The 25,836-nt window shown below is 71.2% G+C and carries 24 protein-coding genes and 1 riboswitch; of the genes, 12 read left to right on the top strand and 12 right to left on the bottom strand.

Annotated elements, in window-relative coordinates:
* Window positions 1-67: 67 nt before the first annotated feature.
* Entirely contained in the window at window positions 68-832 is a 765-nt protein-coding gene (locus tag ASD65_RS14820) for an ABC transporter permease (RefSeq protein ID WP_056225017.1), read from the top strand.
* A 9-nt stretch (window positions 833-841) separates the two neighbouring features.
* Here ASD65_RS14820 and ASD65_RS14815 read toward each other — a convergent pair whose 3' ends face one another.
* Window positions 842-1,855, bottom strand: coding sequence for a magnesium and cobalt transport protein CorA (locus tag ASD65_RS14815; protein ID WP_056225015.1), 1,014 nt, complete (start codon window positions 1,853-1,855; stop codon window positions 842-844).
* A gap of 440 nt (window positions 1,856-2,295) precedes the next feature.
* Between ASD65_RS14815 and helR the strand changes: the two genes are divergently transcribed.
* Window positions 2,296-4,443, top strand: a complete 2,148-nt coding sequence (helR, locus tag ASD65_RS14810) for an RNA polymerase recycling motor ATPase HelR (protein ID WP_056223798.1) — start codon at window positions 2,296-2,298, stop codon at window positions 4,441-4,443.
* Window positions 4,444-4,454: 11 nt separating this feature from the next.
* On the opposite strand, the gene ASD65_RS14805 is transcribed toward helR, so the two are convergent.
* Genes ASD65_RS14805 through ASD65_RS14795 form a run of 3 tightly spaced genes read right to left on the bottom strand, consistent with a single transcriptional unit; the run spans window position 4,455 to window position 6,855 of the window.
* Window positions 4,455-5,294 (bottom strand): SDR family oxidoreductase, encoded by an 840-nt coding sequence (locus ASD65_RS14805; RefSeq protein ID WP_056223797.1) that lies wholly within the window; start codon window positions 5,292-5,294, stop codon window positions 4,455-4,457.
* Window positions 5,291-6,082 carry an enoyl-CoA hydratase/isomerase family protein gene (locus ASD65_RS14800; protein ID WP_056223796.1) on the bottom strand — a complete coding sequence of 264 codons (792 nt, stop codon included), beginning with the start codon at window positions 6,080-6,082 and terminating at the stop codon, window positions 5,291-5,293. The genes ASD65_RS14805 and ASD65_RS14800 overlap by 4 nt, the downstream gene beginning before the upstream one ends.
* Window positions 6,083-6,090: 8 nt before the next feature.
* Window positions 6,091-6,855 (bottom strand): SDR family NAD(P)-dependent oxidoreductase, encoded by a 765-nt coding sequence (locus ASD65_RS14795; RefSeq protein ID WP_056223795.1) that lies wholly within the window; start codon window positions 6,853-6,855, stop codon window positions 6,091-6,093.
* A 130-nt stretch (window positions 6,856-6,985) separates the two neighbouring features.
* Here ASD65_RS14795 and ASD65_RS14790 point away from each other — a divergent pair, with 130 nt between their 5' ends.
* From ASD65_RS14790 to ASD65_RS14780, 3 genes are all read left to right on the top strand, one after another.
* Entirely contained in the window at window positions 6,986-7,330 is a 345-nt protein-coding gene (locus ASD65_RS14790; RefSeq protein WP_056223794.1) for a DUF488 domain-containing protein, read from the top strand.
* A 98-nt stretch (window positions 7,331-7,428) separates the two neighbouring features.
* Window positions 7,429-8,154, top strand: a complete 726-nt coding sequence (locus ASD65_RS14785) for an aminoglycoside 3'-phosphotransferase (protein WP_056223793.1) — start codon at window positions 7,429-7,431, stop codon at window positions 8,152-8,154.
* Entirely contained in the window at window positions 8,151-8,648 is a 498-nt protein-coding gene (locus ASD65_RS14780) for an SRPBCC family protein (RefSeq protein WP_056223792.1), read from the top strand. Before ASD65_RS14785 ends, ASD65_RS14780 begins: the two co-directional genes overlap by 4 nt.
* A 22-nt stretch (window positions 8,649-8,670) precedes the next feature.
* Here ASD65_RS14780 and ASD65_RS14775 read toward each other — a convergent pair whose 3' ends face one another.
* The 3 genes from ASD65_RS14775 to ASD65_RS19340 all read right to left on the bottom strand — a co-directional run bounded on the left by ASD65_RS14775 (window position 8,671) and on the right by ASD65_RS19340 (window position 11,563).
* Window positions 8,671-9,462, bottom strand: coding sequence for an energy-coupling factor transporter transmembrane component T family protein (locus ASD65_RS14775; RefSeq protein WP_056223791.1), 792 nt, complete (start codon window positions 9,460-9,462; stop codon window positions 8,671-8,673).
* Window positions 9,459-10,835, bottom strand: a complete 1,377-nt coding sequence (locus tag ASD65_RS14770) for an ABC transporter ATP-binding protein (protein WP_056225012.1) — start codon at window positions 10,833-10,835, stop codon at window positions 9,459-9,461. Before ASD65_RS14770 ends, ASD65_RS14775 begins: the two co-directional genes overlap by 4 nt.
* Before the next feature lie 77 nt (window positions 10,836-10,912).
* Complete coding sequence (locus ASD65_RS19340; protein WP_082561804.1) at window positions 10,913-11,563, bottom strand: ECF transporter S component; 651 nt, start codon at window positions 11,561-11,563, stop codon at window positions 10,913-10,915.
* A riboswitch (TPP riboswitch) is annotated at window positions 11,556-11,665 on the bottom strand. It overlaps the preceding gene by 8 nt.
* A 39-nt stretch (window positions 11,666-11,704) precedes the next feature.
* On the opposite strand from ASD65_RS19340, the gene ASD65_RS14760 reads away from it, so the two are divergent.
* Complete coding sequence (locus ASD65_RS14760; RefSeq protein WP_056223790.1) at window positions 11,705-13,225, top strand: D-alanyl-D-alanine carboxypeptidase family protein; 1,521 nt, start codon at window positions 11,705-11,707, stop codon at window positions 13,223-13,225.
* Between the two features lie 31 nt (window positions 13,226-13,256).
* Here the strand turns inward: ASD65_RS14760 and ASD65_RS14755 are convergent, their stop codons facing one another.
* From ASD65_RS14755 to ASD65_RS14740, 4 genes are all read right to left on the bottom strand, one after another.
* Complete coding sequence (locus ASD65_RS14755) at window positions 13,257-14,183, bottom strand: J domain-containing protein (RefSeq protein ID WP_056223789.1); 927 nt, start codon at window positions 14,181-14,183, stop codon at window positions 13,257-13,259.
* 72 nt (window positions 14,184-14,255) lie between these two features.
* A complete protein-coding gene (locus ASD65_RS14750) occupies window positions 14,256-14,768 on the bottom strand; it encodes a hypothetical protein (RefSeq protein ID WP_056223788.1) in 513 nt (170 codons plus the stop codon).
* On the bottom strand, window positions 14,765-15,601 hold the full coding sequence (locus tag ASD65_RS14745; RefSeq protein ID WP_056223787.1) for an LssY C-terminal domain-containing protein: 837 nt from the start codon (window positions 15,599-15,601) through the stop codon (window positions 14,765-14,767). The genes ASD65_RS14750 and ASD65_RS14745 overlap by 4 nt, the downstream gene beginning before the upstream one ends.
* 7 nt (window positions 15,602-15,608) lie before the next feature.
* Complete coding sequence (locus ASD65_RS14740; RefSeq protein ID WP_056223786.1) at window positions 15,609-16,679, bottom strand: enoyl-CoA hydratase/isomerase family protein; 1,071 nt, start codon at window positions 16,677-16,679, stop codon at window positions 15,609-15,611.
* Between the two features lie 138 nt (window positions 16,680-16,817).
* Here ASD65_RS14740 and ASD65_RS18840 point away from each other — a divergent pair, with 138 nt between their 5' ends.
* The gene (locus ASD65_RS18840) at window positions 16,818-18,695 is read left to right on the top strand and encodes an ABC transporter ATP-binding protein (RefSeq protein WP_082561802.1); all 1,878 of its coding nucleotides are present in this window, start codon (window positions 16,818-16,820) and stop codon (window positions 18,693-18,695) included.
* Entirely contained in the window at window positions 18,692-19,516 is an 825-nt protein-coding gene (locus ASD65_RS14730) for an ABC transporter permease (RefSeq protein WP_056223785.1), read from the top strand. Before ASD65_RS18840 ends, ASD65_RS14730 begins: the two co-directional genes overlap by 4 nt.
* A gap of 55 nt (window positions 19,517-19,571) precedes the next feature.
* Here the strand turns inward: ASD65_RS14730 and ASD65_RS14725 are convergent, their stop codons facing one another.
* Window positions 19,572-20,027: a hypothetical protein gene (locus ASD65_RS14725; protein ID WP_056223784.1), complete on the bottom strand. Its 456-nt coding sequence runs from the start codon at window positions 20,025-20,027 to the stop codon at window positions 19,572-19,574.
* Between the two features lie 104 nt (window positions 20,028-20,131).
* On the opposite strand from ASD65_RS14725, the gene cofG reads away from it, so the two are divergent.
* Genes cofG through cofC form a run of 4 tightly spaced genes read left to right on the top strand, consistent with a single transcriptional unit; the run spans window position 20,132 to window position 25,663 of the window.
* Window positions 20,132-22,519 carry a 7,8-didemethyl-8-hydroxy-5-deazariboflavin synthase CofG gene (gene cofG, locus ASD65_RS14720; protein WP_056223783.1) on the top strand — a complete coding sequence of 796 codons (2,388 nt, stop codon included), beginning with the start codon at window positions 20,132-20,134 and terminating at the stop codon, window positions 22,517-22,519.
* Window positions 22,516-24,027, top strand: coding sequence for a flavin-containing monooxygenase (locus ASD65_RS14715; RefSeq protein WP_056223782.1), 1,512 nt, complete (start codon window positions 22,516-22,518; stop codon window positions 24,025-24,027). Before cofG ends, ASD65_RS14715 begins: the two co-directional genes overlap by 4 nt.
* Complete coding sequence (fgd, locus tag ASD65_RS14710) at window positions 24,024-25,043, top strand: glucose-6-phosphate dehydrogenase (coenzyme-F420) (protein ID WP_056223781.1); 1,020 nt, start codon at window positions 24,024-24,026, stop codon at window positions 25,041-25,043. Before ASD65_RS14715 ends, fgd begins: the two co-directional genes overlap by 4 nt.
* The gene (cofC, locus tag ASD65_RS14705; protein ID WP_056223780.1) at window positions 25,040-25,663 is read left to right on the top strand and encodes a 2-phospho-L-lactate guanylyltransferase; all 624 of its coding nucleotides are present in this window, start codon (window positions 25,040-25,042) and stop codon (window positions 25,661-25,663) included. Before fgd ends, cofC begins: the two co-directional genes overlap by 4 nt.
* Window positions 25,664-25,836: the final 173 nt, after the last annotated feature.

Here is a 25,836-nt window from a genome sequence, read left to right as displayed (position 1 = left end):
TGCCGCGGCAGGGGTCGCGCGGCCGAGAGGGGTGCCGACGCAGGGCTCGCGGACCTACAGTCTGTCCATGGACGGCGTGCCGGCGTGGTGGGTGACCCTGATCGCGGTCGCCCTGCTCGCCGCGATCGCCACCATCGGCCTGCGCACGATGAAGGTGCCGGGGGTGTGGTCGGTCGCCTCCGCGCTGGCCCGCGCGGTGCTGCAGCTGGCGGCCCTCAGCCTGGTGCTCACCGGCATCATTCAGAGCCCGCTGTGGGTCGGCATCGGGCTGGTCGTGATGCTCGCCGCGGCCGTCTTCACCGCCGCCCGACGCGCGGGTGCGCCGTGGCGCCGCGTCGGCCCGCTCGCCCTCGCGATGACCGTGGGTCCGCTCGTGGTCATGACGGTCGTGTTCGGGACCGGTGCGCTCGCTCTGACCCCGCGCTACGCGCTGGCGGTCGGCGGGATCGTGATCGGCAACACGATGACCGTCGCCATCCTGTCGCAGCGGATCTACGGCGCCTCGCTCCGCGGACAGTGGGACGAGGTGGAGGGATGGCTCGCCCTCGGGGCGACGCCCTGGGAGGCCACCCGGACCCTCGCCCGCCGAGCGACCCACACCGCGCTCCTGCCGTCAGTGGATCAGACCCGCACGACCGGCATCGTGGTGCTGCCCGGCGCGTTCGTGGGCGCGGTCTTCGCCGGGGCGTCGCCGCTGGAGGCCGGCCAGTTCCAACTGGTGGTGCTGGCCGGCATCCTCGCCGCCGGGGTGCTGACCTCGACGATCCTGCTCCGGATGACGGGAGGCGTGGCGGTCAAGCCCGTCGACGTCCTCGACGGGCGCGTCGGCTGAGCTCGCGTCCTACAGCCACTTCCGGTACTTGAACACTCCGTAGAGCGCCGCGCCCATCCCCACCATGAGCGCCAGCGAGAACGGGTAGCCCCACGTCCAGTGCAGCTCGGGCATGTGGTCGAAGTTCATGCCGTAGATCGTTCCGATCAGCGTCGGCGCGAACAGGATGGCCGCCCACGACGAGATCTTCTTGATCTCCTCGTTCTGCGCGAGATTGAGCTCGGTCATGCGTCGCATCTCGTCGTTCTGCCGCTGCGCGACGAGCGTCGCCTCCACCGTCAGCGCGTTCTCGAGGATCGCGCGGAAGGCCCCGGCCCGCTCGACGATGCGCAACGTGTGGTCGAGGACGTCACGGAGGTAGCGCTGCAGCTCGAGGTCGACCTGGTACTTCTCCGACCCGCGCAGCAGCGCCTCGAGCATCCCGACGAGAGGCTGGGATGCCCGCTGGAAGTCGATGACCTCGCGGGAGAGCTCGTAGATCCGACGCGAGACGCCCTCCTCGGCGAACAGCTGGTCCTCGATCTCATCGATGTCGTTCTCGAGGCCGGCGATGACCGGTCCATAGTCGTCGACGACCTCGTCGAGGATGGCGTACAGCACGGCCTCGGGGCCGAGCGCGAGCAGTTCCGGCTCACCCTCGAGACGCCGCCGAACCCGCGCGATGTTCGGCGACTCCGCGTGGCGGATCGACACGACGAAGTCCGGGCCGACGAACAGGTGCAGCTCGCCGAATTCGACCCGCTCGACGTCGTCGAGATAGCGGGCCGGACGCAGCACGACGAACAGAGTGTCGCCGTAGCGCTCGAGCTTGGCGCGCTGATGCCCGGCGAGCGCGTCATCGACGGCGAGCGGATGCAGCGAGAACTCCTCCGCGATCTCCCGGATCTCGTCGGCGCCCGGCCGATAGAGACCGATCCAGGCCATTCCCCCACGGTCGCGGACCACCTCGCACGTGTCCGTCACATCTGCGGGGTCAGCCGTACGGAGTCCGTCCACGTACACGGCGTTATCGACCAGTGCCATCATCATTCACCTCGATCACTCATGTTCTGCAAGCGGCATCGCAGAGCGGATGCCGCGGAGACTGCGCATGCCACGCATGCGTCACGCCACCGCTTGCTTGCGGAGATCAGCGAAGAGAAGAAGAGCCGACCAGCGAAGACGAAACGGTGGCGCGGCAACTATGACTCGACATCGCGCTCACCTGCCTTCCTGTTCGTCCACGGCCGGTACGGCCTCAGTCACCATAGGCGGCCACGACCGCACGAGTCAATCCGACGGATGCCGCCACCCGAGTGGCTGCGGAGAGGAAGAGCGTCGCACGCAGAGGCGAAGCGTCCTTCCTCCTCCATTATCCCCCGCGATGGGGGGCTTGCCGCAAGGCCCCCCTGACGGCGCATACTGGTCGGCTGCGCGCCGCGAATCCACCTGCGGCGTGCACGTGCGAGATCGGAATCATTGCCATGAAACCCCTGACAGACACCGTGTTCGACCTTTCCCCTCACCTCGCCGCCAAGGCGGATCCCACCCTGATCGGCGGCGACGAACAGCATTTCGCGGCCATCGCCGCCACCCTCGACGAATCGATCGCCGACCTGACCCGGCGGCTGGACACCGCGCGTCTCGAGCAGGGCGGCAGCGGTCAGGCCGCTCTGGATCGGGATCTCGAGATCCACCGCCTGACCGCCCGGGTGAACACCCTGCGCCGCTTCGGCATCGACCTCTGCCTCGGCCACATCGTGCGCGACGACGACTCCGAACCGCTGTACATCGGGCGCCTCGGCCTCACCGACTCCGCCGGACGGCAGCTGCTGATGGACTGGCGCTCCCCCGCGGCCGAGCCGTTCTTCGGAGCCACCCACGCCAACCCGATGGGCCTGACCAGCCGTCGCCGCTACCGCTGGATGCACGGTCGGATCACCGACTACTGGGACGAGGTGTTCGCGCCCGACGCCCTGGTGGGGCGTGCGGCCCTCGACGACCAGTCCGCGTTCATCGCGAGCCTGGGCGGCAGCAGGTCCAGCCGGATGCGCGATGTGCTCGCGACGATCCAGGCCGACCAGGACGCGATCATCCGCGCCGGGTCGCGCGGCGCCCTCGTCGTGGACGGCGGTCCCGGCACGGGCAAGACCGTCGTCGCACTGCACCGCACCGCGTACCTGCTCTACGCCGACCCACGGCTGGCCCGCAGCCGCGGCGGCGTGCTGTTCGTCGGTCCGCACCAGCCCTACCTCGACTACGTCGCCGACGTGCTGCCCGGGCTCGGCGAAGAGGGCGTGGAGACATGCACACTGCGCGATCTCGTGCCGGAGGGGGCCGCGGCGGTGGTCGAACCCGACGCACGGGTGGCGCAGCTCAAGTCCACGGGGGCGATGGTGACCGCCATCGAGCCCGCCGTCGCGCTCTACGAGGAGCCGCCCACCCGGAGGATGGTGGTGGCGACCCCGTGGGCGGAGGTCGTGCTCACGCCCGACGACTGGGCCGAGGCGTTCGATGCGGCCGAACCGGGAGCGACCCACAACGATGCCCGCGATGACGTCGTCGAGGCGCTGCTGGCGATCCTCGTGGACCTGCACGACTCCGATGTCCCGCCCGCCCTCCTGCGCCGCTCGCTGCTGCAGAACGACGACCTGATGCGCACCGTGAACAAGGCATGGCCACTGCTGGATCCCGCCCAGGTCGTGAGTGATCTGTGGTCGGTGCCGGCGTATCTGCGCCGCTGCGCCCCGTGGCTCGCACCCGATGAGGTGGCGGCGCTGCAGCGATCGGATGCCGCTCCCTGGACCGTCTCGGATCTCCCGCTGCTTGACGCGGCCCGACAGCGGGTCGGGGATCCGGGGGCTTCCCGACGGCGTCGTCGACGGGAAGCACAGCTCGCCGCCGAGCAGGAGGTGCGCGAGAGGGTGGTCGAGGACCTCATCGCGGCGGACGACTCGGAGATGGCGGTCATGTCGATGCTGCGCGGCCAGGACTTCCAGAACACTCTGGTCGACGAGGCCTCACTCCCGCGCACCGATCCCGATGAGCTGGCCGGCCCGTTCGCGCACATCGTCGTGGATGAGGCGCAGGAGCTGACGGATGCCGAGTGGCAGATGCTGCTGCTGCGCTGCCCGTCGCGCAGCTTCACGATCGTCGGCGACCGCGCTCAGGCCCGGCACGGGTTCGCGCAGTCCTGGGAGGAGCGGCTGGAGCAGGCGGGGGTCACGCACGTCACCGTGGCCGGCCTGACGATCAACTACCGAACGCCCACGGAGGTGATGGCGGAGGCCGAGCCCGTCATCCGTGCGGTGCTGCCGGACGCGAACGTGCCGACATCCGTCCGCAGCAGCGGCATCCCGGTGCTCCGCGACTCGATCACGCGGCTCCAGTCGATCCTCGACGGCTGGCTCGACACGCACGACGAGGGCGTCGCGTGCGTGATCGGCGCCCCTGCGTTCGCGAGCACGCCGCGCGTGCGATCGCTGACGCCGGAGCTCGCGAAGGGTCTCGAGTTCGACCTCGTCGTGCTCGTGGACCCGGACGGATTCGGCACCGGCATCGAGGGCGCGGTCGACCGCTACGTCGCGATGACGCGCGCGACTCAGGGGCTCGTGATCCTCACGAGCCCCTGAGTCGCGCGGCGTCAGTCGAGGAAGATGTCCGGGTACATCCGCTCGTCGGGTGTACCCGGCACCGCGGCGTAGCCGGAGAAGTCGGTCACTCCCGCGGCCTCCAGCACGTCCTCGACGATCAGGGTCTGCCCCGAGTAGTCGCGGGCGGGCTGGATGAGCACCTGGTACGCGGCATCGGCGTAGATCTCCGGCGTACGGCTCACCTTCATGAGCTGATCGCCGCCGAGGACGAACTGCACCGCGGCCGTGGCGATCGTCGTGCGCGGCCACAGCGTATTGGCGGCGATGCCGTCCTTCGCGAACTCCGCGGCGATGCCGAGCGTCGCCATCGTCATGCCGTACTTGGCCAGCGTGTAGCCGGTGTGCGCCCCGAACCACTTCGGGTTGAGGTTCAGCGGCGGCGACAGCGACAGGATGTGCGGGTTCGCGCTCTCCCGGAGGATCGGCACGGCCGCGCGCGAGAGCATGAACGTGCCGCGCACGTTGACGTCCTGCATCAGGTCGTACTTCTTGGCTCCGAGGTCGAGTGAGCCGGACAGGTCGATGACCGACGCATTGTTCACGACGATGTCGATGCCGCCGAACTCGCCCTGGGTCTTGAGTACGGCCTCGGTGATGTCGTCGTCGTTGCGCACGTCGCCGACGATCGGCAGGGCGTTGCCGCCGGCCGCCCGGATCTCCTCGGCCGCCGAGTGAACGGTGCCGGCGAGATGCGGATGCGGGGTGTCGGTCTTGGCGAGCAGCGCGATGTTCGCGCCGTCCGCGGCGGCGCGCAGGGCGATCGCCAGTCCGATGCCGCGGCTGCCGCCGGACATCAGGATGGTCTTGCCGGAGAGCGGCTTGTCGGTCATCGGGTCTCCTTCTCGGCGGAACGGCGGGTCGATGCGGCGGCGAACGCGGCGATCCGGGCCTGTGCTTCGGGGGTGTCCAGGAACGTCCCGATCGATTGCGCCTCGGCGTCGATCTGGTGGGCGAACTCCGAGCGCGAGCCGTCGCGGACGAGCCGCTTGGCCTGGCCGTAGGCCGCGAAGGCTCCGTCCAGCCAGAATCGCGCGATTGCCTCGGCGCGAGCCTCCACCTGGTCGTCGGCGACGACCTCGGCGATCAGGCCCCACTCGAGGGCTTCCTCGGCGGACAGCATCCGATCCTGCAGCACGAGCTGCAGCGCCCGCCGCTCGCCGACGGCGCGCGCCAGCTGTGCGGAGACGGACAGGTCCGGGGTGAGCCCGATGTTCGCGTACAGGCTGCCGAGCCGCGAGCTCTCCCCGACCACCGCGTAGTCGGTGGCGAGCAGGATGCCCAGGCCACCGCCGGCTGTGGTGCCCTGCGCCGAGGCGACGACGGGCTTGGCCGAACCGGTGAGCGCGGTGATGCCGCGGTTGATGACGCCGGCCAGCCGCGTGATGTCCGAGCCGTGCATCCCGCTCATGGCCATCGCCATGACGTCACCGCCGGCACAGAAGTGGCGTCCGGATGCGCCGACCAGGATCGCCCCGACGTCGTCGCGGTCGACCGCGTCGGCGGTCGCGGCATCCCACGCCTCCGCCAGCTCGTCGTCGAACGCGTTGAGGCGCGCGGGACGGTTCAGGATGATGCGGGCCAGGCCGTCCTCGACGGTGTACAGCAGAGAATCGCTCATCGTGCTCCTTACCTCGGTGCCATGCGGATCGCGCCGTCGAGACGGATGGTCTCGCCGTTCAGGTAGCCGTTCTCGACGATGCTCATCACGAGCTGAGCGTATTCGTCGGGGCGGCCGAGACGCGACGGGTAGGGCACCTGCTGACCCAGGGAGTCCTGCGCGGCCTGCGGCAGGCCCTTGAGCATCGGGGTCTCCATGATGCCGGGCGCGATGGTGAGCACGCGGATGCCGTAGCGGGCGAGCTCGCGGGCGATCGGCAGCGTCATCGCGTGCACGCCGCCCTTGCTCGCGGAGTAGGCGGGCTGACCGATCTGCCCGTCGAACGCCGCCACGCTGGCCGTGTTGACGATGACGCCCCGGTCGCCGGTCGCGGCATCCGCGTCGGTGCGTGCCATTGCGGCGGAGGCCTGGGAGATGACGTTGTAGGTGCCGACGAGGTTGACCCGCACGACGCGCTCGAAGTCGGCGAGCGGCGCCGGGTTGCCCTCGCGGTCGAGCACCTTGGCCGGCGGGGCGATCCCCGCGCAGTTGACGACGACCCGCAGCGGACCCGCCTGGGCGGCGATCTCGACGGCCGCGGCGACCTGCGCCGGATCGGTGACATCGGCCGGGGCGAACGATCCGCCGAGCTCGGCGGCGATGTCCGCGCCCGCCGACGAGGGCAGGTCGATGATCGTGACGACCGCTCCTGCAGCCGCGAGGCGACGGGCGGTGGCCAGGCCGAGACCGCTCGCGCCGCCCGTGACCAGGGCGCTGGTTCCGGTGATTTCCATGTGCTCTCCTTCGAACAGACCGCGGATGTCGCGACATCCTGTGTCAGCTTACGCGGCACTCAGTTCCATCCGAGAACGGGGATGCCGCCGCGTCCAGGCTAGTCCCGCCGCTCGGGTGTTGACTGTCCCCATGGAGCTGCGAGTGAAGCGGGTCTACGAACCTGCGACCCCCGACGACGGATGGCGCGTACTGGTCGATCGCCTCTGGCCGCGCGGGCTCACCAAGGAGCGCGCCGCTGTGGACCTGTGGGCGAAGGACGCCGCGCCCTCCACCGAGCTGCGTAAGGCCTACCACCACGACGGCCTGGACTGGGCGGAGTTCGCCGAGGCGTACCGCGCCGAGGTCGCGGGCAACCCCGCCATCGCCGACCTGCGGGCTGCGATCGCCGGGCATGACGTCGTCACGCTGCTGTACGGCGTGCACGACCCCGATCGCAACCATGCCCTCCTCCTGCGCGAGGCCCTCTTGGGCTGAGTGGCTGGCGGGTCGTCGCGCCGGGGTGCGCCGAGGGCGCCGGGGCGAAAACCGGGCCAACCCGTCCGAATCGGCGGCGTCGGGGCGACAATAGGCAGATGTCGATCCCCACCGACTCGGTCGAGGTGCCGATCCAGGTGCGCGCCCTTGCGGAGGGCGCAGAACTGACCCCGGTCTGGGTGAACGGCATCGGCGGCCTGACCTTCCGCACCGATGACGGGCGCTACATCAAGTGGGGTCCGCGCAACGCGGAGTCGAGCTTCGCCGCCGAGGCGGAGCGGATGGCGTGGGCGGGTGCGTACACCCCTGTGCCCCGGGTGCTCGCGCACGGGGCCGACGGAACGACGGAGTTCCTCGTGACGGCGGCGCTCGAGGGCGAGAGCGCGGTGGCGCGCCGCTGGCGGGCGGATGCGGCGACCGCGGTCCGCGCCGTCGGCGAAGGGCTCCGCGCCCTGCACGACGCGCTCCCGGTGGGTCGCTGCCACTTCCGGTGGGATGTACCCAGCCGCATCACGAATGCCGCGAGTCGCGGCATCCGAGTCCCCGCCTCGCTCATCACACCGCCGCCGATCGACCTGCTCGTCGTCTGCCACGGCGACGCCTGCTGCCCCAACACACTCGTCGGCGACGACGGACGCTGGAGCGGCCACGTCGACCTCGGCGCCCTCGGGGTCGCGGATCGCTGGGCGGACATCGCGGTGGCGGCGATGTCGACGGAGTGGAACTATGGCCCTGGGTGGGATGACACGCTCATCGAGGCCTACGGGGTCGAGCCCGACCGCGAGCGCCTCGAATACTACCGAGAGCTCTGGGACGCGACATGACGCAGATCCGCGGAACCGTGACCCGCATCGACGGGCGGCCGAACCTCATCCTCACCCGCCACTTCGCCGCGTCGGCGGCGGAGATCTGGCGCGAACTGACCGTGTCCGACCGGCTCGAGCGCTGGATCGGGCGCTGGGAGGGCGACCCCGCGAGCGGCACGGTCGACTTCTTCATGACGGCCGAGTCGGCGGATGCCACGGCCGAGCAGTACGCGATCCTCGAGTGCGATCCGCCACGGCGATTCGCCGGCGACACGTCGATGGGCGCCGGGGCATGGCATCTGTGGTTCGAGTTGCACGAGGACGCCGCCGGCACGACCTTGACCTTCGGGCAGCGCCTCAACCCCGGCGAGGACGTCGGCTCGATCGGTCCGGGCTGGGAGTACTACCTCGACCGGCTCGTCGCCGCGCACGACGGCAAGGATGTCGCCACGGTCGCGTGGGACGACTACTACCCCGCCCTCAAGGACGCCTATCAGGCACTCGCACCCTGAGCTCGGTACGCCAACGCCCGGGTCAGGCCGAGGGGCCGAGAACGAAGTTCCACGTGCCGGCGAGGACCGCGGCCGTCACGGCGATGAGCGAGATCGCGAGGCCGATGCCCATCAACGCCCACTCGCGTGCGCCGAACCGCGACTCGCGCGCCCACGTCCGCTCGCCGTCCGCACCGAAGCCGCGCGCCTCCATCGCGGTCGCGAGCTTCGAGCCGCGCCGGATCGAGAGCACGAGCAGCGCGAACGCCATCCCGAGGAAGCGACGCAGGCGGCCGGCATCCGCCACCCCCCGCGCACGGCGCGCGAGCTCCATAGCGCGCCAGTCGTCCAGGAACAGCCCGATCATGCGCAGGCCGGCCAGAGCCCCCATGACGAAGCGCGAGGGCAGCCGGAGCACCTGCCCCAGGCCGTCGGCCAGGTCGGTCGGATCGACCGTCACGAACAGCACCACCGAGGGCAGCGCGATCGCGAGGACGCGGAAGAACGTCGCGAGTGCAAGCTCGAGCGAGCCCTCGCTGACGCGCACCACGAACCAGTCGACGTAGACCTGCCCCGACGCCTCGCCGTACAGCGCGATCGTGAGCGCCGTCAGCGGCGCGGCCAGCCACACGGGCCAGGTGCGCGTCCAGAACTCGCGCCAGCCGAGCCCCGCGAACGGCAGCAGCAGAGCCTCCAGCAGCAGAGCTGTCGCGGCCGAGACCCAGTCGAGGGTCAGGATCAGCGGGATCGCGATGAGAGCGGATGCCCCCAGCTTGGCGACCGGATTGATGCGGGCGATCGCTCCCGTCCGCGCGCGGGTCTCCAGAAGTGTCATGACGCACCGTCCAGTGCGAAGGTGCGCGCATGCAGGGCGCGCACCACCTCTTCGTCATGCGTGATCGTCACAATGGCCGACCCCGCGTCGCGCAGCTCGGCGAGGATCGCCACGAGCTCCGCCCACGTGCGGGCATCCTGACCGAACGTCGGCTCGTCCAGCACCAGCACGCGCGGCCGGCTGGCCAGCGCCGCCGCGACCGTGAGCCGCCGCTTCTCGCCGCCGGACAGCGTGTACGGGTTCGCCCGGGCGAGCGGCGCCAGGCGCAGCCGCTCGAGGAGGTCATCGACCCGGGCGTCCATCTCGTCGGGGGCCAGCCCCAGCGCGCGCGGCCCGACCTCCAGCTCGGCCCGGACGGTCGTCTCCAGCAGCTGGTGCTCGGGCTCCTGGAAGACCATGCCGATGCGGGACAGCAGCTGGCGCGACGTCCAGTCGATCGGCGCGGCCGCGATGCCGTCGGCGAGGTTCGCCGCCGCGGCGACCTTTCCGCGCACGGGCGGGAGCAGCCCGGCCAGGGTGAGGCCGAGCGTCGATTTGCCCGCGCCGTTCGGACCCGTGATCGCCGTGACCGCACCCGCCGGCACCTCCAGCGAGAGTCCGGCTGCCACGGCCACCCCCCGCACGCGCCCGACCGAGACGTCATCGGCGCGCAGCAGCACCTCGCCCGGACGACCCGCGGGTGGAGCCGGGTGCGCCGGCGGCAGCCCGGGAACCCAGACCCCCGCCGCGGCGAGCTCCGCGCCCCGGGCACCGAGCACCGCCGCGGGCGAGCCGTCGGCCACCACACCGCCCTGCCCGAGCACGATTACCCGGTCCACGAGCGGCAGCCACACCTGCACGCGATGCTCGACCACGACCAGCGTCGAACCGGTCGCATCCAGCACACGTCTGACCGCCTCGCGCACCTCCTCGACCCCGGCCGGGTCGAGATTGGCCGTCGGCTCGTCCAACAGCAGCAGTCCCGGGCGCATGGCGACGACGCCGGCCAGCGCGAGGCGCTGCTTCTGTCCGCCGGAGAGCGCCTTGGTCGGGCGGTCCAGCGGCACGTCCAGCCCCACGGCGTCCAGCGCCGCCTCGACCCGCGGCCAGATCTCCCCGCGCGGGATGCCGAGGTTCTCGCATCCGAACGCGACGTCGTCGCCCACGCGCGCCAGGATCACCTGCGAGTCGGGATCCTGTAGCACGAGTCCCGCGCGCCCCCGCGCCCGTGCGGCGGGGACGCCGTCGATCAGCAGCGCGCCCTCGGACTCGCCCTCCTCGTCGCCGCCGAGCACCCCGGCCAGGCCGTGCAGCAGCGTCGTCTTGCCGGAGCCCGAGGCGCCGAGCAGCAGCACCCGTTCTCCGGGGTCGATGCGGAACGAGGCATCCTGCACCGCCCAGGCATGTCGGCCCGAGTGGCGCCAGCCCCAATCGCGCGCCTCGACGGACGCCGGGGTGAGAGCGGCCACGACTACACGCGCGCCTGGACCTCTTGCCCCGACGCGAAGCGGTTGAGTGCCCCGGTCGCGGCGATGCCCCGTGCCAGGACCCACGAGAGTCCTCCCGCGATGACCGCGCCGGACACGACGGTGCTGGCGAGGTAGACCACGGTGAACGTGACGTCGGCGCCCGCGTACCAGAGCAGCAGGTTGTTGATGCCACCGGCCAAGGCGGCCCCGGCACCGGCGAGGATCGCGACCGGCAGGCTCCAGCGGCGGTAGAAGAAGAGCAGGAAGATGGCCTCCGCGCCGAGGCCCTGGATGAAGCCCGCCTCGAGCGTGAGGAAGCCGCCCCACTGGTTGCCGATGAGCGCCGAGACGACCGCGGCGAGCACCTCGGTGTAGATGGCGGCACCCGGCTTGCGGATGATCAGTGCGCCGAGCACTCCGGCGAACAGCCAGGGTCCGTCCAGCAGGCCCTGCAGGCCGGGCAGGAGGGGCTCGAGGATCGCCTTCGGGCCGAGGTAGCCGATGTTCCAGAGGAGGAAGATCAGCCCGGACGCGACTCCGATGACGCTGGCCACGACGATGTCGACGACCCGCCACCGCCAGACGATCGACCCCCATCCGCGGCGTGCGGAAAGCTCATCCTTCGAAGCGGACGTGGGCGTGGAAACACTCATTCTGACTCCTCCCTGCGCTGGCATGATCCAGATCAGGTTCGACGGTCGAAGCGTGGTTCGCTTCCTCTCAGCCCGGCTCACCGGACTCCCGTGGTTGTGCCGTTGAGTATAGCGCGACCTTCGGCGGGGTAACTTAGGCAGGTGACCCACGACGACGCCCCCGCGCCTTCGCGACGTATGCTGCGACAGCAGACGGATGCCGGGGCCTCCGGTATCCCGTCAGGTGTGCTCACCGTCGAATCCGACGCACTGCCCCCTGCACCGCTGCCGCCCGCCTCCGACCTGTCCGGCGGACGCCCGCCGAAGAAGGCCCCGGCCGCGCCGCGCGTGGCCTTCGGCTGGGTGGATGAGGCATCCGTCCTCTCGCTCACCCGCGCGACTCCCGCGCTCGAGAACAGCACCGCGCCGTATGTGCCCGTCACGGCCGATCTGCTCTCCGACGCGCCCCGCCGCTCGCCGTGGCGCCCCGGCGTGCTCGTCCCCGTCGGGATCATCGCGCTGCTGCTGGGCGGCTACTCGGCCACGACGCTCCTCTGGCCGCTGCACTCGGTCGCACCCGAGATCACCGCGGTCGCGGTGCAGCCTGTGGCCGCACCCGTGACGACTCCGGCATGGCCGGCCGTGGGAAGCGCCGCCGTCGAGGTCGCCGGCATCGACGGCGTCACCGCGTCCACGACCGACGCCGACACGATCGCCAGCATCACCAAGGTCGTCACCGCGCTGCTGGTGCTCGACCGGATGCCGCTCGCGCTCGGCGAGCAGGGGCCGGAGTACGCCTTCACCGGCGCCGACCGCACGCGGTACTGGAGTTACCGGGCCAACGGCGAGTCCGCACTGGACGTGCCGGTGGGCGGCACGCTGACCCAATACCAGCTGCTGGAGGGCATGCTGATCGGCTCGGCCAACAACTATGCCGACCGGCTCGCCGGCAACCTCTGGCCCAACGACCGGGTCTTCGCCAGTGCGGCGCAGAGCTGGCTGGAGACGCACGGCGTGCCCGGGGTGACGATCGTGGATCCGTCCGGCATCGAGATGGGCAACGTCGCGAGCCCGGAGGCGCTGATCCCGCTCGCCGAGCGGGCCCTCGCCAACCCGGTGATCGCCGAGATCGTCGCCAAGCAGTCCGTCGAGCTGCCCGGCGCGGGGCTCGTCGAGAACACCAATGGGCTGCTCGTCGACCCCGGCGTGCTCGGCATCAAGACCGGGTCGCTGGATCGGTACAACCTCCTCTCCGCCAAGACCATCACGGTCGGCGACACCGCCGTGCGCCTCTACGCCTCCGTGCTCGGCCAGCCCGACGACGCGACCCGTGTCGAGGCCTCGCGCGCGCTGTACGCCCAGCTCGAGCAGGAGCTGCAGCTGCGCCCTTCGGTGACGGCTGACACTCTCGCCGGAACAGTCAAGACGCTGTGGGGTGCGAAGGCGAACGTGCTCACCGCGGCGGATGCCGACGTGATCCTCTGGAACGGTGGCGTGGGCGAAGTCACCACGACCTACGCCCTGGACGACAGCCGGAAGGCCGGCGACACGGTCGGCTCACTGTCGGTGCGCGGACCGTTGGACTCGACGACCGTCGATCTGCGGCTCTCCGACGACATCGACGGCCCGTCGCCCTGGTGGCGGCTCACGCACCCGCTGGACCTCTTCGGCCTCAACGGCTGACGCCGCGTCAGCCCGCCTCGGGGCGACCGGGTCAGACGAATCGCGCGGTCTGCTGCAGGCGGGTGCGCACATCGAAGACCTCGTTGCCGCCCATCGAGCGCGAGCCGGTGATCCCTCGACGCAGCACCGTCGACAGCGCGCTGCGGGCCACGATGGCGACGGGGATGCCGCGGACCTTCCCGATCTCGTCGATCACGCTCAGTACGTCCTCGTCAGGCAGCACCACGATCGCACCGCTGAAGCGCACCCCGGCCGCCCGGGCCATCACCCGCATCCGTGCCAGCAGCGTCCCGACCGGCGAGCCGTCCACGCCGTCGCCGATCAGGTCGCCGCGGCGCACGCGCACCGGCCCGCCGAAGTCCTCCGACAACACTCCGTAGAGCCCGCTCGGGCCGAGCACGATGTGGTCGAGCTTCGCCTCGGGGTCGGCATCCCTCCCGCCGGCCGCCACGTCGTGCCACACCGTGTAGCCCATGCCCAGGTCGCCGACGATGCGGGCCGTGGCCTCCTCGGCGAGCGCGTCGGCCAGCAGCCGCCGGATGCCGTGCGGCGCCGACCGCACCAGGGCGGGGTCGTACGGGTCGGCGAGCGTCACACCGCGCCCCGCCCACTCCCGGATCAGCGTGAGGTAGCGCTCGCGCCGCCAGCCGCCCGGCTGCCCGTGGGAACGGGCACGGGGACGGGTGTCGTTCTGCGCGGCAGGCGCACGCCATCCCGACCACTCCGGCGCCGGGGCATCCGCGAAGCCGTGCCCGCGGTCGTAGGCGGCGCGGGCGTCGGGCGTGCCGACGAGCTCCCACGCGCGCTGCACCTGAATGAAGACGGCCGCATCGCCACCGGTGTCGGGATGCGTCTGGCGCAGCCGCAGACGATACGCCTTGCGCAGCGCCTCCTCATCGACGGCGGGCAGGACTCCGAGCACCTCGTAGGCCGACGCGGACAGTGGGCTGTCGAACACGTTTCTCCCCCCGATCCGTGCGAGCGGATCTCAGGCTAACGCCCCAGAGGGGCGGTGGCGCTCAGCCGACGCTCAGCGCCGCTCGTTGCGGCGCGCGTAGGCGGCGGCGCTGCGGCTGGACAGCGCCAGCAGCACGAGGATGTCGAGGGCGAGCGACAACAGGCTTCCGCGCAGTTCGATCTCCTGGCCCTGCACCCACCACCCGACGAACGAGGACGTGATCGAGATGACCGAGAAGATCATGACGACGACGCGCGCCCAGTTCACGCCGCGGATGATCAGCACCGCCAGGGACGCGTCCACCAGCAGCACGAGGATGCTGATGCCGACGAAGACGGCGAGGGTGCCGTCGACGAACCCGGGCGAGAACTCCACCCCTTCGAGCGCCCCGTCGATCTCAGCCGCGTACGAACCCCAGTGCGCCGCGAGCTCGATGAGCCACACCGCACCCGCCAGCACGCGCAGCAGCACGAGCACGGCGCCGGCGACGGTCGAGATCGGACGCCGCATGGCGGGGTCGTACGCCATCGGCTTCATCAGCCGGGTCGGCGGCTCGAACGCCGGGCGCTTCTGCGGTTCGCTCATGCCACACTCACCTCCACACGGCGGACGTCCACGATGGGCAGGTCGCCGTCGGTGTGGATGCTGTCTCCTCCGCCGTTGCGCGCGTGGTAGCCGGTCGCGAAGTCCTCGATGACGTCGACCTGCACGCGGTCGTCCGCGCCGCGGAGGGTCGTCACGATGTGGTCGCGCTCGATGTCGGTGTTCGCGTCGATGCGGTGCGTGATCTGCAGGGTGAACAGGGAGAGCCCGACCGCCGTGTCGAACGTGCCGGCGGCCAGCCAGTCCACGCGCCGTCCGCCCGGCAGCAGCCAGCCGTCGGGGCACTTCCAGAACCGCACGTGGTGGCGTTGGGCCGGGTTGCCGTCGACCTCCTGCTGGTATGCGAAGTCCTGCGGGTGGCCGAACAGGAACAGCGGGCTGACCGGCGCCTCGTCATAGCTGCGCCGCGTCAGCGTCGACGTGACGATGCGCCACGACGAGCCGAGCGTCACCGGGTCGGCCTTGGTCCAGCCGGCGGTCTGCAACGCCGCCTCGATCTGCTCTCCCGACCCCATGAACCCGAGGTTCACCGGGTCGCCCAGGAGCCCGTCGCTGGTGCGGGTGCGGCCGATGAAGTAGTCCGGCACGTAGATCGTGGTCAGGATGCGGTGCAGGCGCGGCAGCACGAGGTAGGCCAGCAGCACCCAGAAGACGATCGCGACCAGGATCCCCCACCAGCCGAGCTTGAACGTCTCGGTGAAGCTCAGGTACGCGAGCCAGATCGCCGCGAGTCCGGCGAAGACGAAGAAGAACCAGTCGAGCGCGACACCCACCGAATACGCGCGGCGACGTGGCGGATCCTCCTGCTCGGACACCTCGACCTCACCCCCAGAGCGCGACGACGGGTTCGTAGGCGAAAGCGGATGCCGCGGCATCCGTCGGCAGTTCCGTGATGGTCGCCGGGACCCAGCGCGGGGAGCGGTCCTTGTCGACCAGCTGGGCGCGGATGCCCTCGACGAGGTCGGGCTGCGTGTGGGCGAACCACAGCACCAGGCGGTACTCCTCGGCGAGCGCCGCACGCAGGTCGGGCAGTGCGCGGGCACGGCGGACTGCTTCGAGGGTGACGGCCAGACCGATCGGGGACAGCTCCTCGAGAAGGTCGGCGGTCGCGATCGCCTCGGCTTCGGGGCGTGCGCGCAGGCGCCGAACGATCTCGGCGACGGTGTCGGCGGCGAAGGCGTCGTCGATCCAGACCTGGGCCGCTTCGAGCCGCGACGGCCCGGCCGTCTCGTCGAACAACAGCACGAGCTCGGTCGGGCTGGACGGGTCGGCCCGCGTCTCCAGCGCGTCGCGTAGGCCCTCGAGGTTCGCCGAAGGCACGAGGTGGTCGGCGAAGCCCGTGTAGATCGCGTCCGCGGCGTCCATTGCGGCGCCGGTGAGCCCGAGGTACTCGCCGAGCCGTCCGGGGGCGCGCGCGAGCAGCCAGGAGCCGCCCACGTCGGGGGTGAACCCGATGCGGGTCTCGGGCATGGCCAGGCGCGAGCGCTCGGTCACGATGCGGATCGCCGCGTGCCCGGCCAGGCCGATGCCGCCGCCCATCGTGATGCCGTCGGCGATGACCACGATCGGCTTGCGGTACTCCGCGATGCGGGCGTTGAGCGCGTATTCGGCCCGGAAGAAGATGCCGGTGTCTTCGGGGCGCCCCGCCGAGATCTGGTCGTACAGTCCCCGCACGTCGCCGCCGGCGCACAGGCCGCGCTCGCCCGCGCCGTCCAGCAGCACGATGTCGACGTCGGTGTCGCCGTCCCACGCGTCCAGCGCCTGGGCGAGCCCGTCGACCATGTCGAGGTCGAGCGCGTTGATGGCGCGGGGGCGATTGAGCGTCAGATGGCCGAGGCCGCCGCGCGCTCGGGCCAGGACTCGCGGCTCTGCATTTCCGGTCTCATCCGTCACACGAGCAACGTTACCGCCGGGGTCGGCCGGAGTGCGCTCGACCGTCGCCCGCGGCGCGCGGAGAGACGACTTTTCACATCCGCGCCGTACTTTCCGCAAAGATAAGGGAAACAACTCGCGACGAGGAGAGGGTTCGGCATGCCCGAAGGACAGATGCTGGAATTCTCGGGACTCACAAAACACTTCGGCTCCATCGCCGCGGTCTCCGGCTTCACGGCCCAGGTCGAACCCGGTGTGGTCACCGGATTCCTCGGTCCCAACGGCGCCGGCAAGACCACGACGCTGCGCGCGCTGCTCGGCCTGATCCGGGCCGACGCCGGCACCGCGACCATCGGCGGCCTCCCCTACGCTCGGCTCGCGCACCCGCTGCAGACCGTCGGCGCCGTGCTCGAGGCGTCCAGCTTCCATCCCGGACGCACCGCGGCCAACCACCTCAAGGTGTACGCGCAGGCCGCGGGCCTGCCCCTCTCTCGGGTCGATGAGACGCTCGGTCTGGTCGGGCTCGCCGACGCTGCCGGCCGCAAGGTCGGCGGCTTCTCGCTGGGCATGCGGCAGCGCCTCGGCCTCGCCTACGCGCTCCTCGGCGACCCGGGCGTGCTCGTGCTCGACGAGCCGTCCAACGGTCTCGACCCCGAGGGCATCAAGTGGCTGCGCGGCTTCCTGCGCGAGTTCGCACGTCAGGGCCGCACCGTGCTCGTCTCCTCGCACCTCCTGTCCGAGGTGCAGCAGACCGTCGACGCGCTGCTGATCATCGCGCAGGGCCGTCTCGTGTTCCAGGGCGGCCTCGACCAGCTGACCGACCCGTCCGAGTACACGACGATCGTCGACTCCCCCGACCGCGCCGCCCTCTCGGCGGCTCTCAGCGACGCCGAGGTGCCGTTCGAGGTCCTCCGCTCCGGGCTCACCGTGCGCGGGGCCGAGCCGGTCTCCGTCGGCCTGATCGCTGCGGCATCCGGTGTGCCCCTCTCCGCGCTGCAGCGTCGCGGACCGGCGCTCGAAGAGGTCTTCCTGGATCTGGTCAACGGCGTGCGCGTGCACCCCAGCGCGAGCGGTGGAGTGCCGGATGCCGCCTACATCGCCGCGGTGGCCGGTGCCGTGGAGGCGATGGACGACGTGGTCCCCGGTGACGAGGTTGTCGAGGACGGTGACGAGCTCGAGGCGTCCGCGCTGGCGGCGACCTTCGACGCCGAGACGCTCGGCACCCCCGGTGGCGCCGTCGCCGCGGGCGCAGCCGCCGGACTCGGTGCCGCGGCACTCGCGCAGGCCTTCGAGCCGGAGGAGCCCGCGGCGGCACCCGAGGAGCGGCATCCGTCCGCGGAGGCGTCGTTCGCCGTCGCGAGCACGGGCGTGATCGACATCATCCCCGCCGAGGTCGCAGCGGTCGCGGCGACCGTCGATGACGAACCGGCCGTGGACGCCGACGTGGATGTGGACGCGCTTGCCGACATCGACGACGACCTGACCGACGCCCTCGACGACGAGCCCGACGCGGACGCTCCCGAGGGCACCGTGTCGGACCGCCCGTGGGAGGACTACGTCAAGACCGAGGCGGATGTCGAGGCCGATCGCTTCTTCCACTCGTTCGACGACGAGGGCAACGCGATCCCCGGGACAGCCGAGGGCGAGGCGTCGAGTGTTGCGGACGCGGATGCCGAGGCTGAGGTGGATGCCGAGGCGGGCGTGGACGAAGCGGACATCGAGGCTCCCGTCGAGCCCGTTGCCGACGCGGTCGAGGTCGAGGTCGAGGTCGACACCGAAGCAGATGCCGACGTCGAGACGTCGACGGATGACGCGGCTGAGGCCGTCGAGAGCACCGACGACGACAGCACCCCCGAAGCCCCTGCGACGGTTGACGCCGAGGGCTCCGCGGAACCGGAATCCGAAGCATCCGAAGCATCCGAAGCATCCGAAGACCATTCGCCGGAAGACGATGACCCCGGAGCTGACCCGGCCGAGCCCTCGAGCGACGAGCCTGGGCCGGAAGCCGACGACCACGAGGAGGGTGAGCAGCGATGAGCCTCATCAACGCCAGCCGCTCGGAGGCCACCAAGCAGTTCTCGACGGCGATGTGGTGGATCCTCGCGATCGTCCTGTTCGTCTACGTCGCATTCACCGCCACTGCGCTCGGATTCGTGTTCTCGGCCGCATCCACCGGCTCTCTGCCGGGCAACGGCCCCCAGATTCCGGCCGACATGCTGCCCTCCCTGCTCTACAGTTCGGCGACGTCGGTGGGCTACGTCTTCCCGGTGCTCATCGGCACGCTCATGGTGACGACGGAGTTCCGTCACAAGACGCTGACCCCGACCTTCCTCGCGACACCGCGCCGCAGCACCGTGCTCATCGCGAAGGTCCTCATCGGCATCCTGCTGGGCGTCCTCTACGCCGTCGTCGGCATCGTCGCATCGGTCGCGCCCTCGGCCGGCTTCCTCGCCGGATTCGGGCTGGACACCGGGTTCTCTTCCGGCGACACCTGGGCACTCATCGGGCGCATGGTGATCGCGTTCGTGCTGTGGGTGCTGGTCGGCATCGGTGTCGGTGCGCTGGTGCGCAACCAGGTCGGCGCCATCGTCGGAGTGCTGGTGTTCACACAGTTCCTGGAGCCGATCGGCCGGGTCGCGGCATCCTTCGTCGAAGGACTGTCCGACGCGACGAAGTTCCTCCCGGGCGCCGCGGGCGACGCCCTGGTGGGTGCCAGCGTGCTCAGCATGTCGGCGGGCACCGGCGCATCGACCGGTGATCCGCTGGAGTGGTGGGCGGGCGGCCTCGTCCTGCTCGGCTACGCCGCGGTGCTCATCTTCCTCGGCTACCTCTTCAGCTGGCGCCGCGACGTCAGCTGACGGGCTCGCCCCGGGTATCTCGCCCGGGATCGGGGGGGGCGGGCGGGCGCTCGGCTCAGGAAGCGGTGGCCGGCTTCGCGGCGCGGGTGCGCGGCTTCTTCGGCTTCGGCTCGGGTTCGGCCTCGGCGGCGAGCTCGACGACATCCGCGGCTTCGTCCTGCACATCCAGCCGCAGCGCCTGCACGAGGGCGAGGCCGTGACGCGTGGTCAGAATGATCCGCTCGAACTCGTCGTGCCCATCGAGGTCGATGACGACGCCCGGACGATGACGGCGGATGAGGACGAAGTCGTTCGCACCGGTGGACTTCCACGTGCCCATGGCGACGGCTCCGCGCACATGGGTGCCGGGGCTCGGCACCCCGCGCAGCCAGGTCCATCCGTCATCCGTGAGCTGGACCTTGGCGATCGCCGATCTCTCGATCACCACATTCCCTTTTCGGAATGCAAGGGTGCGCTCGACTCGCGAGAGCACGACTTCGAGCTGCGTCGAGTCCAGCAGCAAGGTCACCATGCTCCTAGTCTGCCAGCGCGACGGTCACCCCCGCTGGACGTTTGCTTACGGACCCGCAACGATCCGACGGGACCGGGTGCTGTCAGCGGTGAGAGACTGAATCGATGACCACCGTGGATTCGCCCGTCGCGGCTGCCGACCACCGCTCGATCGCAGCGGGGCTCGCGCGAGCCGCCCGCGGCGAGCGACTCGACGTCGACGACGCCGAAGCGCTGCTGCACGCCCGGGGAGAAGACCTCGACGAGCTCCTGCGCATCGCCGGAGCACTCCGCGATGCCGGGCTCGAGGCATCCGGGCGTCCCGGTGTGATCACGTACTCGCGCAAGGTGTTCGTGCCGCTGACCACCCTGTGCCGCGACCGCTGCCACTACTGCGTGTTCGTGGATACCCCGGCCCAGTTGCTGAAGATGCACAAGCCCGCGTACATGTCGCCGGAGCAGGTGCTGTCGGTCGTGCGGCAGGGCGCCGCGCTGGGCTGCAAGGAGGCGCTGCTCACGCTCGGCGACCGCCCCGAGGACCGCTGGCCCGAGGCGCGCGCCTGGCTCGACGAGCACGGCTTCGCCTCGACGCTGGACTACGTCGGCCACATCGCGCGCCTGATCACCGCCGAGACCGGGATGCTCGTGCACCTGAACCCCGGGGTAATGGCGTACGACGAGCTGCGGATGCTGCGGCCCACCGCTCCGTCGATGGGCATGATGCTCGAGACCACCTCGCGTCGCCTGTTCGAGGAGCCCGGACAGGTGCACTTCGGCTCGCCCGACAAGGACCCCGACCTGCGGCTGGCCGTGATCGAGGATGCCGGGCGTGCCGGCATCCCGTTCACCACTGGAATCCTCGTGGGCATCGGCGAGACCCTGCGCGACCGCGCCGAATCGCTCATCGCCCTCCGAGACTCGAACGAGCGGCATGTCCGCGGCGGACGCGGTCACGTGCAGGAGGTGATCGTGCAGAACTTCCGCGCGAAGCCCCGCACCGCGATGCAGTCGGCACCGGATGCCTCGGTCTTCGAGCACGTCGCCGCCGTCGCCGTGGCGCGCGTGGTCATGGGTCCGCACATGCGCATCCAGGTGCCGCCGAATCTGTCCGATCCGGCGGAGTTCGCGCTGCTGATCGCGGCCGGCGCCGACGACTGGGGCGGCGTTTCGCCGCTCACGGCCGACCACGTCAACCCGGAGCGGCCATGGCCGCACGTCGACGACCTCGCGGCCATGACGGCCGAACTCGGCTTCATCCTGCGCGAGCGCCTGACCGCCCACCCCGAGTACCTGCACGATGCCGCCGCGTGGATCGACCCCGACCTCCTGCCGGCGGTGGTCGCGCTGGCCGACCCCGCGACAGGCCTCGCCGCCCCGCTGACACTCCCCACCCCGTTGCGCGAGACGCGGCAAACGGTTCCACCCCGCGCCGCGGCAGGCACTTTCGCCACGTCTCGCGCGGGGGACGTGCGAGGGGTCGCGGCGCGGGCCGCCTCCGATCCGCTGAGCCTCGACGACGCCGAATGGATCGCACTGCTCGAGGCCACCGGCGACGACCTCGACCACCTCGCCGCGACCGCCGACGATGTGCGCCGCTACACCGTGGGCGAGGCCGTGAGCCTGGTCATCAACCGCAACCTGACCTCCACCGGGTTCCGCTCCGCCGCCACCTCCGAGCCGGGCACATTCACACTCGACGAGGTCGGCGCCATCGCGGCCGACGCGTGGGACCTGGGCGCCACCGAGCTGTGCGTGCAGGGACGCCTCGAGCCGTCCGAGGCTCCGGAGGCGTACCTCGAGATCGTCCGCGCCATCCGGACGGCGTCGCCGGGCCTGCACATCCACGCCTACCGTCCGCAAGACGTGTGGGATCTCGCCGAGCGCGGCGGCCTCGGACTCACGGGAGCCCTGGCCGCACTGACGAGCGCCGGAGTGAACACAGTCCCGGGCACCGGGGTGAAGGTGCTCAGCGAACGCGTCCGGGGCCTGATCGCCCCCGGCGACCTCGAGATCGACCGCTGGGTCGAGGGCATCACCGCCGCACACCGCGCCGGGTTGAACTCGACGTCCGTCTTGTTCTACGGGCATGTCGAGACCGCCGCCGAGCGCATCGCCCACCTGCACCGACTCCGCGGGATCCAGGCCGAGACAGGCGGATTCACCGAATTCGTGCCCATCCCGCTCCCCGGACACGGCACTCCCCTGGTCACCGGCAGATCCGCCCTCGACGAGCACCGGGCGATGGTCGCAGTATCCCGACTGCTGCTGTCCGGCAGCATCCCGCACGTCCAGATCCCGTGGACGCGCGTCGGCCGCGAGACCGCCGCCGTCCTCCTCCGCGCCGGCGGCGACGACCTCGGCGGGACGCTGCTGGACGGACGCGTGCGTCCGGACACGGGCATCGAGCAGGGCCTCGAACTGCCGGTGGCGGATGCCGCACGCATCGCCGCGCGCCTGTTCCGGCCGTTCCGGGTGCGCACGACGGACTACCGCGAGCCGACGGGCACGCGATGACAGTGCGCGTGGAGGTCGCGATCGTCGGCGCCGGGTTCGCCGGCATCGGCATGGCGATGGCGCTGCGGCGGGCCGGGCGCGAGTCGTTCGCGATCCTGGAGCGCGCGGCATCCGTCGGCGGCACCTGGCGCGAGAACACCTATCCGGGCGTCGCGTGCGACGTGCCCTCGCACCTGTACGGTTTCGCCGCACACCCCAACCCGGCCTGGTCGGGCGTGTATGCGCGCGGCGACGAGATCCGCGGCTACCTCGAGGACGTCGTCGATCTCGAGCAGCTCGGCGACCGGCTCCGCCTGCGCGCCCCGATGCTCGCTGCCGTCTGGGATGACGACGTGTGGCGCATCGAGACCGGCGGCGACGCCCCCGAGACTATCGAGGCCGAGGCCCTGGTCCTGGCCTGCGGCCGACTGACCGAGCCCGATGTCCCGGACGTGCCGGGGCTGGAGAGCTTCCCCGGCCCGCTGTTCCACTCGGCCCGCTGGGATCACTCCGTCGACCTCGCCCACGCCAGGGTCGCCGTGGTCGGCACCGGCGCCAGCGCGATCCAGCTCGTGCCGGAGCTGGCGTCCCGCGCCGCACGGGTGACACTCTTCCAGCGCACCCCGGCATGGATCGTGCCCCGCGACGCCCGCGCGTACAGCGACGCCGAGCGCGCCGACTTCGCCGCGCATCCGGAATCCCTCGATCGACTCCGCGCCGAGCTGTACGCCGAGGGCGAGGCGCGCTTCGCCTCACGATCGGGGGATGCCGCGGCATCCGTCGCAGCCCGCGACATCGCACTCGCGCACCTGCACTCCCAGGTCGGCGACCCCGCACTGCGGGCCTCACTCACCCCCGACTACGCGTTCGGGTGCAAGCGGGTGCTGCTGTCGGACGCGTTCTACCCCGCGATCGGCTCGGGCGCGGTGACGCTGGAGGCGTCTGCGCTCGCGTCGGTCGAGGGCTCGACGCTCGTCGCCGAGAGCGGCGCGCGCCACGAGGTGGACGTGCTCGTGCTCGCGACCGGCTTCGCGTCCACCCGGCAGCCCTATGCGGCGCTCGTCCGCGGCGAGGACGGCATCACCCTCGACGAGCACTGGTCCGAGGGCATGACCTCCTTCGCCTCCACTGTCGTCGGCGGGTTCCCGAACATGTTCGTGCTGAACGGCCCCAACGCGTCGCTCGGCCACAACTCGTCCGTGCTGATGGTCGAGGAGCAGGCGGCCTACGCCGTGCGCGCCCTGGCCCTGCGCGAGACCCTCGCCGACGGCGTGCTGCGCGTGCATCCCGAGGCCGAGCGGACCTATACCGACGAGATCGCGCGGGCCGCCGCATCCACCCCCTGGATCACGGGCGGATGCCGCAACTGGTACGTCGACGAACGCTCCGGCCGCCTCACCCTGCTGTGGCCCGGAACCGTCGACGCGTTCCGCTCGCGGCTGGCGCGCACCGGCGGCACGGAGTTCGAACTGGAAAGCATCACGGCGAGCGGCGCGGACGCGCGGCCCGCGAGAGGAGAAGAGTCATGACGGTTCCCCTGCGGTTCGGGTACAAGGCCTCCGCGGAGCAGTTCGGACCCACCGAGCTGGTCGAGTTCGGTGTGCTGGCCGAGGAGATGGGCTTCGACTCGGTCTTCCTCTCCGACCACTTCCAGCCGTGGATGCACGACGGCGGTCACGCGCCGGCCGCCCTCCCCTGGCTCGGCGCGCTCGGCGCCCGCACCGAGCGCGTGCTGCTCGGCACCTCCGTGCTGACCCCGACCTTCCGGTACCACCCGGCCGTGATCGCGCAGGCGTTCGCCACCCTCGGCGTGATGTATCCGGGGCGCATGATCCTCGGCGTCGGCACGGGTGAGGCGCTCAACGAGGTCACGCTGGGGCTGGACTGGCCGGATGGCCCGGAGCGCTTCCAGCGGTTGAAGGAAGCCATCATCCTGATCGAAAAGTTGTGGGAGCAGGACCGCGTCACGTTCGACGGGACCTACTACTCGGTCAAGGACGCCACGATCTACGACCGGCCGCCCGCCGATCAGAAGGTCCCGATCTACATCGGCGCGTCCGGTCCGGCAGCGACCCGACTCGCGGGCCGGATCGCGGACGGCTACATCACGACGAGCGGCAAGGACCCGGCGCTGTACACCGAGACGCTGCTGCCCGCGCTGGCGGATGGTCTCGCGAAGGCCGGCCGTCCCGCCGACGCCGTGGACACCCTCATGGAGGTCAAGGTCTCGTACCACCCCGACCGCGAGGTCGCTCTGGAGAAGACCCGGTTCTGGGCGCCGTTGGCGCTGTCGGCCGAGGAGAAGATGGGCGTCCACGACCCGATCGAGATGCAGCGACGGGCTGCCGAACTGCCGATCGAACGTGCCGCGTCGCGCTTCATCGTCTCGACCGACCCCGACGAGCACGTCGAGCGCATCGCGGCCTACGTAGAGCTCGGTTTCCGCCACCTCGTGTTCCACGACCCCGGTCACGATCAGGCCGAGTTCCTGCGCACGTACGGCGCCGAGATCCTGCCGCGCCTGCGCGCACGGTTCGGAGTGTGAGCGGGCCCGACGGCTGGACCGTGATCGTCCCGGTCAAACCGTCGGCGATCGGCAAGTCCCGACTGGCCGGAGTCGGCGTCGACCGGGAAGCGCTCGCGCGTGCGATCGCGCTCGACACCATCGAGGCGGCCGCCGCCGTGGCCACGGTGGTCGTCGTGACGGACGACGCGGGCGTGACCGAAGCCGCTCAGGCGATGGCGGGGGTGCGCGTGGTTCCCGAGGGCCCGACGCGCGGGCTGAACGCCGCGATCGCGACGGGAGCGGCCTCGGTCGGGGTCGACGTGCCGCGGGCGGCGCTCCTGGGCGACCTCCCCGCGCTGCGCCCGGGTGATCTGTCCGCCGCGCTGGAGTCCGCGGCATCCGTCCACCGTGCCGTCGTCGCGGATGCCGAGGGCACCGGCTCGACGCTCGTCACCGCGCGAGCGGGGGTCACCTGGGAAACGGCCTTCGGCGCGGAATCGTTCGCGCAGCACCTCGCGCGGGGCTGCGTGGCGCTGGAGATCCCGGATGCCTCGACCCTGCGTCGCGACGTCGACACCGTCGCCCAGCTGACGGCCGCGGCGGCCCTGGGCGTCGGTCCGCGCACCGCGGCGCTCCTTGGCGGACGCGCGCTCGCCTAGGGCGTCGCTCGGCACCGCCCCAGATCGCCGGCGCGCCGGTGCGGTGCGACCTATCGCCAGTCCACCAGCGCACCGCGGTTCGTAACTCCTCTTCGCCGCGCGCCTTGACAGGGGCCCGCCGCGGAAATCCGCGCCGTCGCTCCCCGCTGACCGATGACCTGGAAGAGTTGTGA

The organism is Microbacterium sp. Root61 (assembly GCF_001427525.1).
Lineage (GTDB): Bacteria > Actinomycetota > Actinomycetes > Actinomycetales > Microbacteriaceae > Microbacterium.
Note: the sequence above shows the minus strand (reverse complement) of the source record. Positions and strands in the feature narration are given on the sequence as shown.

What these genes read in the sequence shown, in the direction of transcription:
- ASD65_RS14775 (WP_056223791.1), bottom strand. Translation starts at nt 9,462, where the DNA reads ATGACACTTCTGGAGACCCGCGCGCGGACGGGAGCGATCGCCCGCATC.
- ASD65_RS14785 (WP_056223793.1), top strand. Translation starts at nt 7,429, where the DNA reads ATGTCGATCCCCACCGACTCGGTCGAGGTGCCGATCCAGGTGCGCGCC.
- ASD65_RS14820 (WP_056225017.1), top strand. Translation starts at nt 68, where the DNA reads ATGGACGGCGTGCCGGCGTGGTGGGTGACCCTGATCGCGGTCGCCCTG.
- ASD65_RS18840 (WP_082561802.1), top strand. Translation starts at nt 16,818, where the DNA reads ATGCCCGAAGGACAGATGCTGGAATTCTCGGGACTCACAAAACACTTC.
- ASD65_RS14800 (WP_056223796.1), bottom strand. Translation starts at nt 6,082, where the DNA reads ATGAGCGATTCTCTGCTGTACACCGTCGAGGACGGCCTGGCCCGCATC.
- ASD65_RS14795 (WP_056223795.1), bottom strand. Translation starts at nt 6,855, where the DNA reads ATGGAAATCACCGGAACCAGCGCCCTGGTCACGGGCGGCGCGAGCGGT.
- ASD65_RS14790 (WP_056223794.1), top strand. Translation starts at nt 6,986, where the DNA reads ATGGAGCTGCGAGTGAAGCGGGTCTACGAACCTGCGACCCCCGACGAC.
- ASD65_RS14715 (WP_056223782.1), top strand. Translation starts at nt 22,516, where the DNA reads ATGACAGTGCGCGTGGAGGTCGCGATCGTCGGCGCCGGGTTCGCCGGC.
- ASD65_RS14730 (WP_056223785.1), top strand. Translation starts at nt 18,692, where the DNA reads ATGAGCCTCATCAACGCCAGCCGCTCGGAGGCCACCAAGCAGTTCTCG.
- ASD65_RS14805 (WP_056223797.1), bottom strand. Translation starts at nt 5,294, where the DNA reads ATGACCGACAAGCCGCTCTCCGGCAAGACCATCCTGATGTCCGGCGGC.
- fgd (WP_056223781.1), top strand. Translation starts at nt 24,024, where the DNA reads ATGACGGTTCCCCTGCGGTTCGGGTACAAGGCCTCCGCGGAGCAGTTC.
- ASD65_RS14815 (WP_056225015.1), bottom strand. Translation starts at nt 1,855, where the DNA reads ATGGCACTGGTCGATAACGCCGTGTACGTGGACGGACTCCGTACGGCT.
- ASD65_RS19340 (WP_082561804.1), bottom strand. Translation starts at nt 11,563, where the DNA reads ATGAGTGTTTCCACGCCCACGTCCGCTTCGAAGGATGAGCTTTCCGCA.
- ASD65_RS14780 (WP_056223792.1), top strand. Translation starts at nt 8,151, where the DNA reads ATGACGCAGATCCGCGGAACCGTGACCCGCATCGACGGGCGGCCGAAC.
- helR (WP_056223798.1), top strand. Translation starts at nt 2,296, where the DNA reads ATGAAACCCCTGACAGACACCGTGTTCGACCTTTCCCCTCACCTCGCC.
- cofG (WP_056223783.1), top strand. Translation starts at nt 20,132, where the DNA reads ATGACCACCGTGGATTCGCCCGTCGCGGCTGCCGACCACCGCTCGATC.
- ASD65_RS14750 (WP_056223788.1), bottom strand. Translation starts at nt 14,768, where the DNA reads ATGAGCGAACCGCAGAAGCGCCCGGCGTTCGAGCCGCCGACCCGGCTG.
- ASD65_RS14725 (WP_056223784.1), bottom strand. Translation starts at nt 20,027, where the DNA reads ATGGTGACCTTGCTGCTGGACTCGACGCAGCTCGAAGTCGTGCTCTCG.